Annotated in this window: 15 protein-coding genes and 2 tRNA genes; 9 read left to right on the top strand and 8 right to left on the bottom strand. The window is 43.8% G+C overall.

Features of this window, described 5'->3' with window-relative positions:
* Positions 1 to 52 precede the first annotated feature (52 nt).
* Positions 53 to 126: transfer RNA gene (locus tag O3627_RS00005), tRNA-Arg, on the top strand.
* Positions 127 to 172: 46 nt separating this feature from the next.
* A tRNA-Pro gene (locus tag O3627_RS00010) sits at positions 173 to 246 on the top strand.
* Between the two features lie 370 nt (positions 247 to 616).
* On the opposite strand, the gene O3627_RS00015 is transcribed toward O3627_RS00010, so the two are convergent.
* The 4 genes from O3627_RS00015 to O3627_RS00030 all read right to left on the bottom strand — a co-directional run bounded on the left by O3627_RS00015 (position 617) and on the right by O3627_RS00030 (position 3,261).
* Positions 617 to 934, bottom strand: a complete 318-nt coding sequence (locus tag O3627_RS00015; RefSeq protein ID WP_002905830.1) for a DUF960 domain-containing protein — start codon at positions 932 to 934, stop codon at positions 617 to 619.
* Between the two features lie 127 nt (positions 935 to 1,061).
* Positions 1,062 to 1,595: a DUF402 domain-containing protein gene (locus O3627_RS00020; RefSeq protein ID WP_002896978.1), complete on the bottom strand. Its 534-nt coding sequence runs from the start codon at positions 1,593 to 1,595 to the stop codon at positions 1,062 to 1,064.
* An 86-nt stretch (positions 1,596 to 1,681) separates the two neighbouring features.
* Entirely contained in the window at positions 1,682 to 2,458 is a 777-nt protein-coding gene (recX, locus tag O3627_RS00025; RefSeq protein ID WP_125382934.1) for a recombination regulator RecX, read from the bottom strand.
* A gap of 26 nt (positions 2,459 to 2,484) precedes the next feature.
* Positions 2,485 to 3,261, bottom strand: a complete 777-nt coding sequence (locus O3627_RS00030) for an aminoglycoside 3'-phosphotransferase (protein ID WP_125382932.1) — start codon at positions 3,259 to 3,261, stop codon at positions 2,485 to 2,487.
* A gap of 55 nt (positions 3,262 to 3,316) precedes the next feature.
* On the opposite strand from O3627_RS00030, the gene rlmD reads away from it, so the two are divergent.
* On the top strand, positions 3,317 to 4,687 hold the full coding sequence (rlmD, locus tag O3627_RS00035) for a 23S rRNA (uracil(1939)-C(5))-methyltransferase RlmD (protein ID WP_125382930.1): 1,371 nt from the start codon (positions 3,317 to 3,319) through the stop codon (positions 4,685 to 4,687).
* A gap of 166 nt (positions 4,688 to 4,853) precedes the next feature.
* Here rlmD and O3627_RS00040 read toward each other — a convergent pair whose 3' ends face one another.
* The 4 genes from O3627_RS00040 to O3627_RS00055 all read right to left on the bottom strand — a co-directional run bounded on the left by O3627_RS00040 (position 4,854) and on the right by O3627_RS00055 (position 10,614).
* A complete protein-coding gene (locus O3627_RS00040) occupies positions 4,854 to 5,558 on the bottom strand; it encodes an MIP/aquaporin family protein (RefSeq protein WP_371621211.1) in 705 nt (234 codons plus the stop codon).
* 67 nt (positions 5,559 to 5,625) lie between these two features.
* Positions 5,626 to 7,452 (bottom strand): type 1 glycerol-3-phosphate oxidase, encoded by a 1,827-nt coding sequence (gene glpO / locus O3627_RS00045; protein WP_002905176.1) that lies wholly within the window; start codon positions 7,450 to 7,452, stop codon positions 5,626 to 5,628.
* Positions 7,453 to 7,520: 68 nt separating this feature from the next.
* Positions 7,521 to 9,029 (bottom strand): glycerol kinase GlpK, encoded by a 1,509-nt coding sequence (glpK, locus tag O3627_RS00050; RefSeq protein WP_125382926.1) that lies wholly within the window; start codon positions 9,027 to 9,029, stop codon positions 7,521 to 7,523.
* A gap of 157 nt (positions 9,030 to 9,186) precedes the next feature.
* Complete coding sequence (locus O3627_RS00055; RefSeq protein ID WP_371621212.1) at positions 9,187 to 10,614, bottom strand: helix-turn-helix domain-containing protein; 1,428 nt, start codon at positions 10,612 to 10,614, stop codon at positions 9,187 to 9,189.
* Positions 10,615 to 10,868: 254 nt separating this feature from the next.
* Here O3627_RS00055 and O3627_RS00060 point away from each other — a divergent pair, with 254 nt between their 5' ends.
* The 6 genes from O3627_RS00060 (at position 10,869) to O3627_RS00085 (ending at position 17,422) form a co-directional block, all read left to right on the top strand.
* On the top strand, positions 10,869 to 11,099 hold the full coding sequence (locus tag O3627_RS00060; RefSeq protein ID WP_002894544.1) for a DUF1858 domain-containing protein: 231 nt from the start codon (positions 10,869 to 10,871) through the stop codon (positions 11,097 to 11,099).
* Positions 11,100 to 11,101: 2 nt separating this feature from the next.
* Positions 11,102 to 12,463 (top strand): DUF438 domain-containing protein, encoded by a 1,362-nt coding sequence (locus O3627_RS00065; RefSeq protein ID WP_371621213.1) that lies wholly within the window; start codon positions 11,102 to 11,104, stop codon positions 12,461 to 12,463.
* Between the two features lie 26 nt (positions 12,464 to 12,489).
* A complete protein-coding gene (locus tag O3627_RS00070) occupies positions 12,490 to 12,744 on the top strand; it encodes a DUF1912 family protein (protein WP_371621214.1) in 255 nt (84 codons plus the stop codon).
* A gap of 259 nt (positions 12,745 to 13,003) precedes the next feature.
* Positions 13,004 to 13,567, top strand: a complete 564-nt coding sequence (locus O3627_RS00075) for a GNAT family N-acetyltransferase (RefSeq protein WP_371621215.1) — start codon at positions 13,004 to 13,006, stop codon at positions 13,565 to 13,567.
* A gap of 239 nt (positions 13,568 to 13,806) precedes the next feature.
* Complete coding sequence (locus O3627_RS00080) at positions 13,807 to 14,745, top strand: hypothetical protein (RefSeq protein WP_223311176.1); 939 nt, start codon at positions 13,807 to 13,809, stop codon at positions 14,743 to 14,745.
* Positions 14,746 to 14,770: 25 nt separating this feature from the next.
* Positions 14,771 to 17,422 (top strand): valine--tRNA ligase, encoded by a 2,652-nt coding sequence (locus O3627_RS00085; protein ID WP_371621216.1) that lies wholly within the window; start codon positions 14,771 to 14,773, stop codon positions 17,420 to 17,422.
* The last annotated feature ends 6 nt before the right edge of the window (positions 17,423 to 17,428 follow it).

Here is a 17,428-nt window from a genome sequence, read left to right on the forward strand (position 1 = left end):
TAGTTTGATTTTTTCTGAAGTTTTGCTATAATGAATTTAGTATTAATACTGAGCACCCTTAGCTCAACTGGATAGAGTACCTGACTACGAATCAGGCGGTTAGAGGTTCGACTCCTCTAGGGTGCATTTGGCAGCGAAGCCTTAGGGCTCCGTTTTTAGATTGTTTAAACACCGGGAAGTAGCTCAGCTTGGTAGAGTACTTGGTTTGGGACCAAGGTGTCGCAGGTTCGAATCCTGTCTTCCCGACTAGATAACATAGAAGATAGATGTACTGATCTATCTTTTTTGTTTTTAAGAAAACTGTGTATTCAGTATCTATGACTTCGCTAACATATGTTGTTGTTAAGCTCTTTTAGTTATAACCGGATTTAATTAGAGATTCAATCTTTTAGAACTACTGTATTTTCTCTTTGTGTTTATTTATATTAGGAAGCAAGAGATTTGATTATTTAACTGTCTTAAGATTGATTTTAAAGACTAGTGTTTCGGGTGTTTTGCATCTATCATTCTGCTCGAATGTACTTTCCATTTGAGATGAGTAATATTAAAGACAAAAACCTCTGATAGCTGTGAATAGTTGCCTTCAGAGGTTTTTATATGTGCTGAGTTTGATTTTCTACATCAAAGAGTATTCGTCAGATAGCATAATGGTTTCTTTGCCCTTGTTATCAACGATGTAGACTTTTCTGGGAAAGAAAGGGTCAAATTGATAGTTTAAGTCAAATGAAATAATGGTGTTGAAGTTCTTTTGTGAGAAGCGAAGAGATACTCTTCCTTGGCTATTGATGATTTCGAACTTGAGGACTGGGCGAAGTTCAAAGACTCCTTTGAGATTGTTATCAATAACGTACCAGAATGAGTCTATAATTTCTTCAGGGAGGCTCGTCATGATGCCAAAGCTGGCATATCGTCCGAGAGTATTTGTAAATGCCATGGGAGACTCCTTTCTTACAGTCTGGATTTTCTTATATGATACCTGAAAATGCTTGAGATTGCAAGAATTTGACCTCTGGTGAGGGCGAATTAGATAAAAGAAAAAGAGCTTACGCTCTTTGACAACTTTATCGATTCTTTAGTTCAACATAACGTTTGTACCAAATATTGACATAAGCATCTGAAAATGGACCTCTTCCGTTGTTAATCCAATCAACTAGGATTTTGACATTTTCTTTGAGAATGAAATCCAAATCATCAGAATAGTGCATCTGTTTTTTGTGGCGTTCATATTCTTCTACATCCAACAGGCGTTTTTCACCATCAGCAAAGACTTTGACGTCTAAATCATAGTCGATGTATTTTAGAGCTTCATTATCCAGATAGTAAGGGCTGGCTAGGTTGCAGTAGTATGAAGTTCCATTGTCTCGAATCATGGCAATAATATTAAACCAGTATTTTTTATGAAAATAGACAATGGCTGGTTCACGTGTTACCCAACGTCGGCCATCACTTTCTGTCACCAGTGTGTGGTCATTAACACCAATAATGGCGTTTTCTGTTGTCTTTAGTACCATGGTATCTCGCCAGGTGCGGTGAAGATTCCCATCATGCTTATAACTTTGAATTGTAATAAAGTCGCCTTCTTTTGGAAGTTTCATAACTTACCAACTTTCTACAATTTATAAGTTTATCTTCTTTATTGTAACATATTTTCATAGAAATGCATAAGTTTTCATAGAAAATCTTAAAGATATTCTCTCAGAGCGCTGGCGATGTCGGAGAAATCATAGCCTTTGCGAGCGAGAGCTTGGGTCAGACGCTGTTTTAAGTCATAGCCGTTGTACTTTTTTGAGTACTTGCGGTATTGCTTGTCTAGCTCTTTATAGAGCAGCTCTTGCTGGTTTTCTTGGTCTTCTTCGATTTCCAAATGCTGATAGGCGGTTTTGGCTTGACTATAGGAAAAACCTTTGTTTATCAAGGTTTGAAGTATTTTATCTTGTAAAGCTTTGCTGGGCAGTTTTCCTTGGTGTTTTTTGAGCAGCTTTTGGGCAACCTTGTCTGTTAGTTCAGTGAAATCAAACTGGCTCAATTCGTCTTCTATAATAGTGCTAGAAATCCCTTTTTGACTGAGTTTTTGCTTGAGAACAAAAGCGCCTTTGTCACCGGTGAGAAAGTTAGATTGGATAAAAGAATGAGCATATCTTTTATCATTAATCCAATTATCCTTTTTTAGATTGTCCAAGACCTGGCTGATGGTTTCTGGTTGGATGTCGTGCTGCGTTAAGTAGTCTTTAACTTCCTTAGCAGTTCTTTGCTTGAAGGAGAGATGGTAAAGAGCTAGATTTTTTCCGTAAGAAAATTGGGCATAGTCTTGAATTTCTGATAGCTCCTGCTCTGTGATTTCCATTCCTTTGGACAGCATGAAGCGGACGATGGTGTCTTCTGTAATATAGAGCTTTTCACTGCCGTCCAACTCCAAGAGGTAGAGTCTTTTTTTCTTTTCGATTTTTGTGATTTTCATAAGAGATTTTGGTAGAATCCTTTCTTTTAGCCAAATGCTTCAAAGGCAGCTATCAAGCGCAGTTTGTCTGTATCAACATCCTTCCTGCCATAGTAGTCAAGAAAGAGCTCTGCGTATTGGGGGTCAGATAAATTATAAGTAAGAGACCAGATCGCCCAGTAAAGGTCAATGTGGCGATCGCTAAGGCCGGAGAGGCCAACGTCAATAAAGCAGGAGAAGGTTGCTGCGTCTTTCAGAATAAAATTAGGCAAGCAGGCATCTCCGTGGATCAAGGCGTCCGCCGTCAGTAGGTGTCCCTGTTCTTGGATAAGCTGGTAGGCTTCCTCACGACTTGCGATGTGAAACTGAGGCAGTAAGGCTTTTTGATAAAAGCAGCCTTTCTGATAATTTTCCTCTGCTTGCTCTTTATAGTGTTGGAGGCGATGCTGGATTGGGAAATGCTGGGGTTGGAGGCTGTGAAGTTTTCTGAGCGCGGCAGCCATCGTTTGGCAAAGTTCTTCTGGCTGTTGGAGAAAGGCTAGGGCGTCCTTGCCCTCGGCTTCTTTAGTCAGTAGGTAGTCTTTATCTGCTGCCATGTAGTGAATGATAGGTACACCGAGTCCTTGCTCTTCAAACCATTTGGCCAGTGTGGCTTCTTGGGCTAACTGGCCTTTTTGATCGATTTTCAAATAATAGCCCGTATCAGCATAGAAAACACTGGCTGCAGAATGTGAGGAGCTGTCGTAAAAGTTGGCCCCCTCTAGATAAGTTCGTATTTGCTCAGGGAAATGGGCTAGTGGAAGGGATATTTTTTCTGCTTTCATACTTTTATTGTAACATATTCTCAACTAATGCGAGGCAGCGTGGTATAATAGAAACATGAATGTGAAAGTGAAGCAAAGAATACCTTTGAAAATTAAGAAAATGGGGATTAATGGGGAAGGGATTGGATTTTATAAGAAAACGCTGGTCTTTGTGCCAGGGGCATTGAAGGGTGAAGAAGTCTACTGTCAGGTGACCAGGGTTCAGCGTAATTTTATCGAGGCCAAGCTCTTGACCATCAACAAGCGGTCGAAATTTCGGGTGGAAGCGCCTTGTGAGATTTATGATAGCTGCGGGGGCTGTCAAATCATGCACCTCCACTATGACAAGCAGTTAGAGTTTAAGGAAGATTTGCTGCGTCAGGCCTTGAAAAAATTTGCGCCAGCTGGCTATGAGAACTATGAGATTCATCCGACCATTGGTATGCAGGAGCCGCTCTATTATCGGGCTAAGCTGCAGTTTCAGACTCGGAAGTTCAAGGATGAGGTCAAGGCTGGGCTCTATGCCCAGAATTCCCACTATCTGGTCTCGCTGAAAAACTGTCTGGTTCAGGACAAGGTGACGCAACAGATCATAAATAAGGTGGCTCGGCTTTTAGGCAAGTATAGGCTGCCCATCTATGATGAGAGAAAGACTGCTGGAGTGCGCACCGTTATGATTCGTAGATCCAGAAAGACAGGTCAGGTGCAGATGATTTTTGTGACGGGGCATAAGTTGGACTTTTCTCCAGTCGTTCGAGATCTAGTGGCTGAATTTCCTGAGTTGGAAACAGTGGCGGTCAATTATCATACGAGCAAGTCCAGTGAGATTTACGGGGATAAGACAGAGATTATCTGGGGCGAGAAGGCCATCCAAGAAGGAGTGCTGGACTATGAGTTCTCCCTATCGCCTCGAGCTTTCTATCAGCTCAATCCTGAGCAGACAGAGGTGCTCTACGGGGAGGCGGTTAAGGCGCTGGATGTGACGAAAGAAGATCATTTGATTGATGCCTATTGCGGAGTGGGGACTATCGGCTTTGCCTTTGCTAAAAGGGTTAAGTCTCTGCGTGGCATGGACATCATCCCTGAGGCCATTGAAGACGCCAAGCGCAATGCGAAAAAGATGGGCTTTGACAATACACTCTACGAAGCTGGAACGGCAGAGGAGATTATTCCTCGCTGGTATGCTGAGGGCTATCGGGCGAATGCCTTGATTGTCGATCCGCCGCGAACAGGTCTGGACGATAAGCTGCTGGAGACGATTGTCCGCTATGCACCTGAAAAGATGGTCTACGTTTCCTGCAATGTCTCAACTCTGGCTCGGGATTTAGTCAAGCTCTGTCAGGTCTACGATGTTCACTATATCCAGTCGGTTGATATGTTTCCGCATACCGCTCGGACCGAGGCAGTGGTGAAATTATCCAAGCGAGATAGCTCTCGTTCGAGTTAATCGTAAGCAGCTTGCAAGGGTTGACAAAATCATTCTAAAAAGGACTTAGTTTTCTTGCAATACGGAGCTAAGTCTTTTCTTTTGTCAAGATTGCAATGGATTTATAGGAAGATTAGTCACAAAAAGAGAACACTCGTCAAGTGTTCTCCAATAGCAATAAGTTATATTAGAATAAACCGAAGACTAGGACTGCAAGGACAGCACCAATAATTGGTCCGACAACAGGAATCCAAGCATAGCTCCAATCGCCATTTCCTTTGTTTGGAATCGGAAGGAGACTGTGCACAATGCGAGGTCCTAAGTCACGAGCTGGGTTTAGGGCATAACCTGTTGTTCCACCAAGCGAGAGACCAATTCCGACAATTAGTGTTCCAACTGCAAAAGTGCCAATGCCTGCTTGCAGCTTATAAAGTCCAAGAGCGAAGATAGTCAGTACAAGAACAAAAGTTCCAAGGATTTCACTAATCAGGTTAGAGAAGGTATCTTTGATAGCTGGGCCTGTGCTAAATGTACCCAGGACGTTAGCCGGATTTTCTTCAGCTAGATAGTGAGGTTTGAACTGTAGGAAGACAAGGAATTGTCCGACCATAGCACCTGCAAACTGAGCGAGGATATACGGAAGAACAGATGCCCAAGGCAAATCACCTTTCAGAGCTACTCCGAGAGTTAGGGCAGGATTCAGATGGGCTGGTCCAAGGTTGCCGGATACAAAAGCAGCGATAGCAACGGCAATCCCCCATCCCATGGTAATCACAATCCAACCTGAATTGTGACTCTTTGTTTTGGGAAGAACCACACCTGCAACTACACCATTTCCCAAAAGGAGCAAGAGCAGTGTTCCTAAAAATTCGCCAAATATTTCTTTCATCATTTATGTTACTCCATTTAAAAGAAGGGGTGGCAGACAGTTGTTAGTCTACCGCCTCTTCTTGTGTTTTCTATTTTTTTAATTCTTCTAAATCGTTATTTGCAAGGGCAGCTTGAACATCATTTCGATAAGCTGCTTTTTCATCTTCTGTCCAGTCGTAGAATCGTCCCATTTCATCCAGAACAGGCTCTACAATAGCATCTAAGCTATCCCGCATAAAGAGCATGTGATTTGTCCGGCGAAGCAGGAAGTCAACAGGGCTGAGTGCTAATTCATTACGCATAGCATAATGCAGCGACAAGGTATCCGCTAGGCTAAGACCTGGTGCTTGTTCGATACTGTGTGCGAGGGCAAAGACTTTAGGAGCATTGGAGCCGTAAAGGTTCGCAAGATAGAAGGCTTCTTTGCTGTCTAAGCCGCGTGAGACACCAAGTTGAGCAAAAGCTTCGATTTCGGAATCCACATTTGCTGGATTGAGCTCTCCGCCTGAAACAGGGTAGGTCTTCGAGTTGATGAGCTTGAAGCTGCGGTCAAATTCTGCTTTGAGGATTTCAACCACACGCTCCATGGCACCTTCAGCCATCTTACGATAGTCTGTGATTTTACCGCCAGCAAGGGTCAAGAGGCCATTGTTATCACGTTCTAAGCTAGAACCGCGAGACACGGCTGATGGATCCAAGTGTTTTTCAGATGTGCTGCTTTCGAGTTGCGTAACAGCCGCCTCGACATCCTCACGGGATTTTTCTTTAGCCAAATAGCTCTCAACGGTCGCAATAAGAGCGTTAAAGCTTTCATCGCTGATTGTACCGTTATTTCCGCCATTGTAGTCAGAAGCACTGTTTCCTGCAATCAGAGGACGCAGACCAGCCCAGCTGCTTTCGATGTCGTCAATTGTGATCTTTGCTTCTGGGAAGCGATTATTGACAATGCCCAAGAGGTAATCCACATCTTCTTGTGTTACTTTTGGATGCTCCAGGTCACCAGTGTAGTCAGTGTCAGTCGTACCAAAGTAGGTCTTGTTTTCACGTGGAAGAACAAAGACCATCCGACCGTCTCCCAAGCCTGTGTCAAAGTAGACTGGCTGAGAAACTTTGATTTTGCTAGAGTCAACTACCAAGTGAACTCCCTTGGTTGGACGCATTTGTGAGTATTGCTCACCGTCATTTGACAGATTGCGTACCTTGTCACTCCAAGGTCCAGTTGTGTTGATGACCAAGCGAGCCTTGATTTCAAAGACTTCATCCGTCAAGAGGTCACGCGCAACAACGCCTGTAATCTTTCCAGATTCATCAAAGAGGAAGCCTTCTGCCTTGACATGGTTGGCAATCAGGGCACCGTCTTGGTTGGCGCGTTTGATATTTTCAATCACGAGACGCGCGTCGTTGTTGCGGAAGTCAAGATAGACACCACCGCCGATCAGGCCTTCCTTCTTGAGTTCAGGCTCCCGTTCTAGCACTTCTTCCTTGCTTAACACCTTGTTGGCAGCAGGAGTGTTGTTAACACCAGCCAAGAGGTCGTAGAGGTCCATGGCCACTTTGAGGCGGAAGAGGCTGAAGGTAGCACCCTCTTCTTCGTAGACAGGAAGCAGCATAGGATCTGGTTTTGGAATATGAGGGGCAATTTGCTGGACCACAGCACGCTCAGAAACTGTATCTGAGACCACCTCTACGTCGAATTGCTTAAGGTAACGAAGGCCACCGTGGACCAATTTGGTAGAACGGCTAGAAGTTCCTTCAGCAAAGTCCTGCATTTCAATCAGACCGGTCTCCAAGCCACTTGCTGCCGCTTGCAAGGCTACCCCAGCACCGGTAATCCCACCACCAATAATCAGGAGGTCCAAGGTGCGTTCCTGCATTTTTTTTATCGATAATTCACGTGTTTTCTTTGAAAATTCCATAATTACACACTTTCTAACTTAGTCATTTCATGCTTCTACTGACTTGATTATCAAAATAAGAATCAGTATTAGTCGTCGATTTCTGCAAAGACTTGAGTTGCCTTAACGGCTTTTTTCCATCCTTTGTAGAGTTGTTCCTTGCGGGATTCATTCATAGATGGTTCAAAGAGTTCTCCAGTTTCATTGAGAGTACGGAGTTCATCTAAGTCTTTCCAGTAGCCTACTGACAGTCCTGCCAAGAAGGCTGCACCGAGAGCAGTTGTTTCTAAGTTTTTAGCACGGGCAATATCGATTCCCAAAATGTCAGCCTGGAACTGCATGAGGAAGTTGTTCATAGCGGCACCGCCATCGACTTTGAGGACTTGAATAGCAGTCTTAGCGTCCACCTGCATGGTATCAATGATGTCTCGTACTTGGTAAGCGATGGATTGCAGAGTAGCCTTGATAAAGTCTTCCTTGCTGGTTCCGCGGGTCAAGCCAAAGACAGATCCGCGGGCATTTTGATTCCAATACGGAGCGCCCAGACCTGTGAAGGCAGGTACGACATATACTTCGTCATTGTTGTGAGAATCAAGGGCATATTTTTCAGATTCTGGTGAATTTTCAACCATCCGAAGACCGTCTCGCAGCCATTGAATAGCACTTCCGGCAATGAAGATAGAACCTTCTAAAGCATAGTAAACCTTGCCATTAATTCCATAGCCAATGGTTGTCAAGAGGTTGTTTTCAGACAGTTGCATCTCTTCACCGGTGTTCATGATGATGAAAGAACCAGTTCCGTAAGTATTCTTAACCATACCAGGCTCAAAAGCTAACTGTCCAAAGAGAGCTGCCTGCTGGTCACCAGCCATACCAGAGATTGGAACTTCTCCACCGTAGAAATGGAATGGAGCGGTTTTACCATAGATTTCTGAGTTAGAACGAACTTCTGGAAGCATAGCCTTTGGAATGTTAAGGATTTCCAAAATCTCGTCGTCCCATTTAAGTTCCTTGATGTTATAGAGCATGGTACGGGCAGCATTTGAGTAGTCGGTCACGTGAGCCGCGCCGTCAGTCAATTTCCAAACCAGCCAGGTATCAATAGTACCAAAGAGCAATTCGCCCTTTTCAGCTCTTTCTTGCGCTCCCTCTACATGGTCCAAAATCCAGCGAACCTTGGTAGCAGAGAAGTAAGCGTCAATAATCAAACCAGTCTTTTCATGGAATTTTTCCACATAACCTTGGCTTTTTAGTTGCTCAGCCAAAGGTGCTGTCTGGCGTGATTGCCAAACGATAGCATTGTAGATAGGAAGTCCTGTATTCTTATCCCAGACGACAGTTGTTTCACGCTGGTTGGTGATCCCGATGGCTTCTATTTGGTTAGGTTTGACTCCACTTTCGATGAAGGCGCCTGCAATAACGGACTGCACAGAGTTCCAAATTTCATTGGCATTGTGCTCAACCCATCCAGCTTGAGGGAAAATCTGAGTAAATTCTTTTTGACTGGAGCTAACTTTTTCTCCTTTTTTGTTAAAGATGATGGCGCGGGAACTAGTAGTTCCTTGGTCGATGGCCATGATGTATTTTTCTTGTGACATGAACTGTCCTCCTAGTAAAAATCTTGAGGATGTTTCCTCTACAGTAACTAGTATATAAAATAAAACGCTTTCTTTTTTATCAACTTTTTTTAAATTTTAAAAAAATCTGAGGAGATTGTGCGAAAATCACAAAGAAACCTGGATTTCTCCAAGTTTCTTAATGAAATATCATGTGACGGATTTGAGCCAAATCTTCCAAATCCAAGTCATTTTTTAAATAATAGATAGGAACCTGCTGGGCCTGATGAATAGGATTGTTGGTGATGATGAGGTCATAATTTCTGGTAAGGTCGTAGGATTCAATCGTAATAAAGCGATTGTACTCTAAGTACCGTCTTAAAATAGCCGTCATTCTGGAAACAACGATAAAGCTATCTGTCAAGTCCATGCCTATCTTGATGACTTGACCGTCGTTTTCAGCGATGTACTCCATCAGCTGGAGCCATTCCCACAACACCTTTTTATCCAGAGATGTTCCCTGCTGGAAAATAGGCAGTTTGCTAAAAATAGTGTCTGCCACTTGTCGATAATCGTATTCGCTCCATAAGTAAGGATGGCGCAATTCTAAATCATGCTTGTATTTGTCTTGCAAGAGACAGCCTTTGAAAAGAAAGACATGGGCGCAGAGCTGACTGAGTTCGTAGGTCACCTGATCCTCAATATAATCCCCTAGCAAGTTCTGACCCTTCATCTCTTGAATCAGTTGCGTAATCAGACTGGCAATTTCACCGCCAAAGCCCAGAATATACTCCATGGTGTGCAGAGGCAGAATCCGATGGGAAAGCAGAAATGAAAAGAAAATCATCATTTCGCCATCCTCGAGACTCAGGGTGATGTGCTGTCCAGCAAAGAAATCATTTGTTCGGCGATGCAAGCGCTGGTAGAAGATATTTTCAAAATAGCCCTGCATTTTCTGCTCAATGTTTTGGAATTGACAGGCATTGACTCTTAGGCGCTGTTGGGTAATATGCGCCCAAAGGGCCAAGTCCAATCGCTGACCTTGAGAGAGTTGGGCTCCGCAGAGTTCTTCTAAGACGGCAACTTCCTGCCTTCTTTCTGATTTTTGAAGTTCTTTTTCCCAATCTTGGCTGGACCAGACCTTACGAAAGAGGCAGAAATAAAAATAGCGAATCTGGTGCTCAGGCCCTTTCAAGCGGCCATTTTGGATAGATAGCTCAAACTCTGATAAAATCTGATTTAAACCGGATATATGACGGCCGAGTGTTGCTTCACTGATCATGAGCTCTTGGGCTAATTGATGGGCTAAAAACTGCTGATGATAGAGCAGGTAATTTAAAATCTGGTATTTGATAGAATTGTCTAAGAAGAGTCTACGAATATCCCGTCCCTTGGTATCTGGACCGACAGACAGACTGAGCGTTTCGTCCTGAAGCTGGATGGATAAGGCTGCATGATGGTCCATAGCCTTGTCGTTAATCAGGCTAATGTACTTGGTCAAGGTTGCTTTTGAGAAGCCAGTTTCTGACATGACGTCCTTCAAACTGGATGTAGAATGCTGCTGTAAATAAGACAGGACAATAAACTGCCCCGCTTCACTCTTTTCCATTAAGTCTGCAAGATACATACGAAAACCCTCTCAATTCACTAATCTTAGCTTATCACAAAAGGGAAAAAAGACGAAGCAATGTGCTTTATATTTTCTTATCGTTGCTTGAGGCAATAATGGAAGGCAGAAGTCTGTCATCATGCCTATCTTAATTCGCTATTCCATTTCTTTTGAACAAACGTAAGGGGAGCAGATACTCACACTTTTTTTGCTTTGAGTCTGATCGCTTTTTTATGGTATAATTGTAGAAAAATGACTATGAGGGAGCAGCTATGGATAATGTGATTGATTTGTCTATCCCAGTGGCAGAAGTGATTGAGAAGCAGCCTGAAGTTTTGGATGTTCTGGTAGAATTAGGCTTTACGCCTCTGGCCAATCCTGTCATGCGAAATACTGTCGGGCGCGTGGTTTCGATCAAAAAAGGTGCTGGTATGAATGGCATTGACCTTAATAAAATCAAGCAAACTCTGGAATTAAATGGCTATGAAGTGGTGGGGATTTAGGCATGGCTACTGAACGCATTGAAGTCCTCAAGTCTATCTTGCTGGACCTACATAATGGAGCTTCAGCAGAATCTGTTCAGGAGCTTTTCAACGAGCATTTTGCAGGTGTGTCCGCTATTGAGATCAGCTTGATGGAGCATGAGCTGATGAACTCGGATACGGGAGTGACCTTCGAAGATGTCATGTCCCTCTGCAATGTCCATGCCAACCTCTTTAAAGGTGCCATTCAGGATGTGGAGGTGGCTGATACCGACCATCCGGGCCATCCGGTTCAGATCTTCAAGCAAGAAAATTTAGCCTTGCGGGCTGCCCTCATGCGAGTTCGCAGGCTCCTATCCACCTATGAAAGCACAGAAGATGAAGAGCTTCTTCCTGAAATCCGCAAGGGACTCCAGCGCCAGCTGGGTTTGGTAGGACAGTTTGATATCCACTATCAGCGCAAGGAAGAGCTCATGTTTCCCATCATGGAAAGCTACGGCCATGATTCGCCGCCCAAGGTCATGTGGGGGGTAGATGACCAGATTCGAGACCTTTTCCAAGAGGCTAAGATTGCTGCAGAGCAGCTGCCTGATACTTCGATTCAAGAAGTCAAGGAAAAGTTTGAGATTTTTGCGGCTGAGTTTGAAGCTATGATTTTCAAGGAAGAGTCCATCCTTCTCATGATACTCCTCGAGTCCTTTCATCAGGACGACTGGCTCAAGATTGCTGAGGAGAGCGATGCTTATGGTTATGCTATCATCAAGCCAACGGAGAAATGGATTCCTGCGCGGCACTCATTCTCGGAGGAGGAAGCTGGGGATGCTGCTGATGAAGGAAGCGAAGCGCCAGCCAGTAGAGAACAGACTAGTGATGGCAGGTTTCATCAAGTCATTGATACGCCGGATGGTCAGGTCACCATTTCCTTTAAACCCAAGGAAAAGAAGGAGCAAACCTTTAATCGGGACTCACAACAGCCTTTTGGTCATGGCTATCTGTCAGTGGCGGAGGCCAATCTGATTTTGGACCATCTGCCCATGGAGATTACCTTTGTCAATAAGGACGATATTTTCCAGTATTATAATGACAGCGTGCCGGCGGACGAGATGATTTTCAAGCGGACGCCTTCCCAGATAGGGCGCAATGTCGAGCTCTGCCACCCGCCCAAGTTTTTGGATAAGGTGCGGCGGATTTTCAAGGCTCTGCGCCAGGGAGAGCGGGACAAGTTTGAGATGTGGTTCAAGTCGGAATCACGGGGCAAGTTTGTCCATGTGACCTATGCGGCGGTGCGGGATGAGGCCGGTGAATTTCAAGGGGTGCTGGAGTATGTACAGGACATTCAGCCCTTCCGTGACATTGACAGTGATTTTTACCGAGATTTGGACTAGGTATTTGCAGTTAGAAAGTGAGAAAAATGAGCTACGAACAGGAATTTTTACAGGAGTTTGAAGCTTGGGTCAAGACTCAGGTCATGATTAACGAGATGGCCCTCAAGGAGAGTCAGGCGGTCTACGAGGCGGACCAGGACAAGCGGGCCAAGGAAGCGGCCATTCGCTATGAAAGTCGTCTAGATGCCTACCAGTTCCTTTTAGGAAAATTCGCCAACTATCAGGCGGGCAAGGGATTTCATGACCTGCCAGACGGACTTTTGGGTGAGAGAAATTATTGATTTTTCGCTGGAAAGGTGATAGAATAGGTTCATCAGAGGTGTTTTGAGTCAAGCATTTTACAGAAAGTGGCGGTGCTGAGAAGTCCACAAGTGTGTCAAAACTGGTTGCTGATGAATGAAAATGAAATATTATTGTCTTTTTATTTTAAAGATTAAAGATGCGGGCTCTGCCCGAAATTGGGTGGTACCGCGGATAAATACATTCGTCCCTGTCAGATTGATGACAGGGGCGATTTTTTGTAGAAAGCGAGGGAGGAAGATGGAGCAAGCACGATTGCCAGATCGATTAGAAACGGAACGACTAGTCTTACGAGTCCGCACCGTGGCTGATGCTGAGGATATCTTTGATTATGCCAGTCGGCCAGAAGTCTCCTATCCAGCAGGCTTTCCGCCCGTCAAGACCTTGGAAGATGAGATTTATTATCTGGAGCATATTCTGCCTGAGCGAAATCAAAAGGAAAATCTTCCAGCGGGCTACGGGATTGTCGTCAAAGGAACGGATAAAGTCATCGGCTCTGTTGATTTCCCTCGTCGTCACGAGGATGATGTCTTGGAGCTTGGCTATATCTTGCACCCAGACTACTGGGGACGAGGCTATGTGCCCGAAGCAGCGCGTGCTTTGATTGATCTGGCTTTTAGAGAACTGGGTCTTCACAAAATTGAGTTGACCTGCTTTGGCTACAATGTCCAAAGTCAACGAGTAGCGGAAAAATTAGGCTTTACCCTCGAAGCTCGCATTCGAGACCGCAAAGATGCCCAAGGCAATCGCTGTGACAGTTTGATATATGGCTTACTGAGGAGTGAGTGGGAGGATAAACGATGAATGAGATTTCTAACTTCATCCTGTATCCAACTCTAAATGGTGATTTTTAGTTGGATATTCTTTTGCAAAATAACAAACTTTTGCTGACATAAAAGTGATTTTTGAGCTGCTCGGTTTTGCCGAGTCAACGACAAGCGAACATTTATAATAATGTAGAACAGGAAAATGAGAAGTTTAACAGAACTCAGAAGATTGCGTCGGATTTTGGTAAGCATATTAGGAATATGATAGGGGGAAGAATGAATAAAAAAATTTTTGAGAGGTTAAAAAAGTTTAAAATAACAGCTCAAAGTAATATTGTAGAAAGGGCATTTAAATTTTTCGATTATACTGGTATTAAATACCTATTTATGTTACCCTTTCTTTTTTTAATTATTAATTTAGATAAAACAAGACTAATAAGGGATTTTTTGATTCTAGGTTTTAATCTTTATCAAATATTGATATTAATATTACTGGTTATCTATCTAATCAACTATTACCCTAGATCCAAAAGGATAAAAGATTTTTCTGATAATAAAGAATACCAGAATATTATTACTGTAGTTAGAGAAATAATATGGTCATTTTCTCTTTTATTATTTGTGGGTATTTTGATTAATCATTTTAAGATCAATAAAGTTTATCATGATTTATTTATTACAATTGTTTTCATACGTTTTTATTTTTCATTGATGATGATCTTAATTGGTAGTAGTTTATTAAAATTTTTGTTTCAAATCTTAATGATTACAATCGGTGTTTATACTATTAGTGTATTTGATATTAAATGGTGGGCGCTTATAACGGGCGGATTGGCTATCTGGCATTATATCAATTCAATAGATTTTGTTATTTTTCTAAGAAAAGGTAAAGATATAGAGTCAAAATACATTTCGGATAAAGTGAAATATATATGGCAACGCAATAAGCTGAGTGGATATCTTTTGACTTTTTTATTGTATGCTTCTTTGCTTATATCAAGTTTTTTCGAGAAAAAGAACATGGTCGCTTCTGAGAGATTAAATATTAGGATGCCAATATTAATGATTATTTCGTTTTTGGTAGCTATTTTAATTGCTGTTAATTCATTTATTATAAATCGAAAAAGAAAGAACAAAACAACGATTGTTAAAATGAGAAAACTCCCGAAATGGAAAAAATTAATTGCTATGTATTTAATTTTACAAAAGAAATAAAATGAATTATGTAAGGAGAACACACATGTCTAAACAACTTTCACCTAAATACAATCCAGCTGAGGTTGAGGCTGGTCGTTACCAAAAATGGCTTGAGGCTGATGTTTTCAAGCCTTCTGGAGATCAAAAGGCCAAGCCTTATTCGATTGTGATTCCACCACCAAACGTTACTGGGAAACTCCACCTTGGTCACGCTTGGGATACGACCTTGCAAGATATTATCATCCGTCAGAAGCGCATGCAAGGCTTTGATACACTTTGGCTACCAGGGATGGACCACGCAGGGATTGCCACTCAGGCTAAGGTCGAGGAGCGCTTGCGGGAGCAAGGCATTTCCCGCTATGACCTCGGTCGTGAAAAATTCCTAGATAAAGTCTGGGAATGGAAAGACGAGTATGCGACGACTATCAAGGAACAATGGGGCAAGATGGGCCTCTCTGTAGATTACTCTCGCGAGCGTTTCACCCTTGACGAAGGCTTGTCAAAAGCTGTTCGCAAGGTCTTTGTGGAGCTTTACAAGAAAGGGTGGATCTACCGTGGTGAGTTTATCATCAACTGGGACCCAGCAGCTCGCACAGCCCTTTCTGATATTGAGGTGATTCATAAGGACGTCGAAGGTGCCTTCTACCACATGAACTACATGCTGGAAGATGGCTCACGCGCCCTTGAAGTTGCGACAACTCGTCCTGAGACTATGTTTGGGGATGTTGCGGTTGCAGTCAATCCAGAAGATCCACGCTACAAGGACTTGATTGGTAAAAACGTCATCCTTCCTATCGCTAATAAATTGATTCCAATCGTGGGAGACGAGCACGCGGATCCTGAATTTGGTACAGGTGTCGTGAAAATCACGCCGGCTCACGATCCAAACGACTTCTTGGTTGGTCAGCGTCATAACTTGCCACAAGTCAACGTCATGAACGACGACGGAACTATGAACGACTTGGCCTTCGAATTTGCAGGCATGGATCGCTTTGAAGCCCGTAAGGCAGTCGTTGCCAAATTGGAAGAAATTGGTGCCCTTGTTAAAATCGAAAAACGTGTTCACAGTGTTGGTCACTCAGAGCGTACAGGTGTTGTGGTTGAACCACGCTTGTCTACTCAGTGGTTTGTCAAGATGGATCAATTGGCTAAAAATGCCATTGCCAACCAAGATACAGAAGACAAGGTTGAATTCTACCCACCTCGTTTCAACGATACCTTCCTTCAATGGATGGAAAATGTCCACGACTGGGTTATCTCTCGTCAGCTCTGGTGGGGTCACCAAATCCCTGCTTGGTACAATGCTGAGGGTGAAATGTACGTCGGTGAGGAAGCTCCAGAAGGTGATGGATGGACTCAGGACGAAGACGTCTTGGATACTTGGTTCAGTTCTGCTCTTTGGCCATTCTCAACCATGGGCTGGCCGGATGTCGACTCAGCAGACTTCAAACGTTACTTCCCAACTTCAACCCTGGTAACAGGTTACGACATCATCTTCTTCTGGGTGTCTCGTATGATCTTCCAATCCTTGGAATTCACTGGCCGTCAGCCATTCCAAAACGTCCTGATTCACGGTCTCATTCGTGACGAGCAAGGACGCAAGATGTCTAAATCTCTCGGTAACGGGATTGACCCAATGGATGTTATCGAGAAATACGGTGCTGATGCGCTTCGTTGGTTCCTTTCAAACGGTTCTGCACCAGGTCAAGACGTGCGCTTCTCTTACGAGAAAATGGATGCTTCTTGGAACTTCATTAACAAAATCTGGAACATTTCCCGCTACATCCTCATGAACAATGAAGGCTTGACGCTGGATGCGGCGCGTGAGAATGTCGCTCAAGTGACGGCTGGTCAGGCAGGCAATGTCACCGATCGCTGGATTCTCCACAATCTCAACGAAACCATTGGCAAGGTCACTGAGAACTTCGATAAGTTTGAGTTTGGTGTAGCTGGGCACATTCTCTACAACTTCATTTGGGATGAATTTGCCGACTGGTATGTGGAGCTGACTAAGGAAGTCCTATACAGCGACAATGACGACGAGAAAGTCCTCACTCGCTCTGTCCTCCTCTACACGCTGGACCAAATCCTGCGCCTGCTTCACCCAATCATGCCTTTTGTGACTGAGGAAATCTTTGGTCAAATATCAGAAGGCACCATTGTGACAGCGGCTTATCCAGTGGTTCGTCCAGAGTTTAAAAATGCCGAGGCAGCAGCTGGCGTGGAAGCCCTCAAGGATCTGATCCGTTCGGTGCGCAATAGCAGAGCTGAGGTCAATGTGGCGCCAAGCAAGCCGATTACTATCTTGATTAAGACGACAGACAGCGCGCTGGAAACCTTCTTCAAGGATAATGTCAACTACATCAAGCGCTTCACTAATCCTGAGCATTTGGAAATCGCAGCAGATCTTGCAGTACCAGAGCTGGTCATGTCTAGCATCATCACAGGAGCAGAAATCTACTTGCCGCTGGCAGACCTCCTCAATATCGAGGAAGAACTGGCTCGTCTCGAAAAAGAACTAGCCAAATGGCAGAAAGAACTGGATATGGTTGGCAAGAAACTCTCTAACGAGCGTTTCGTAGCCAACGCCAAACCAGAAGTCGTCCAAAAAGAACGCGACAAACAAGCCGACTACCAAGCTAAGTACGATGCGACAGTGGCGCGTATTGATGAGATGAGGAGACTTGTGAAATAAACTATA

This window comes from Streptococcus sp. 27098_8_82 (genome assembly GCF_041431615.1).
Classification (GTDB): Bacteria; Bacillota; Bacilli; order Lactobacillales; family Streptococcaceae; genus Streptococcus; species Streptococcus sanguinis_K.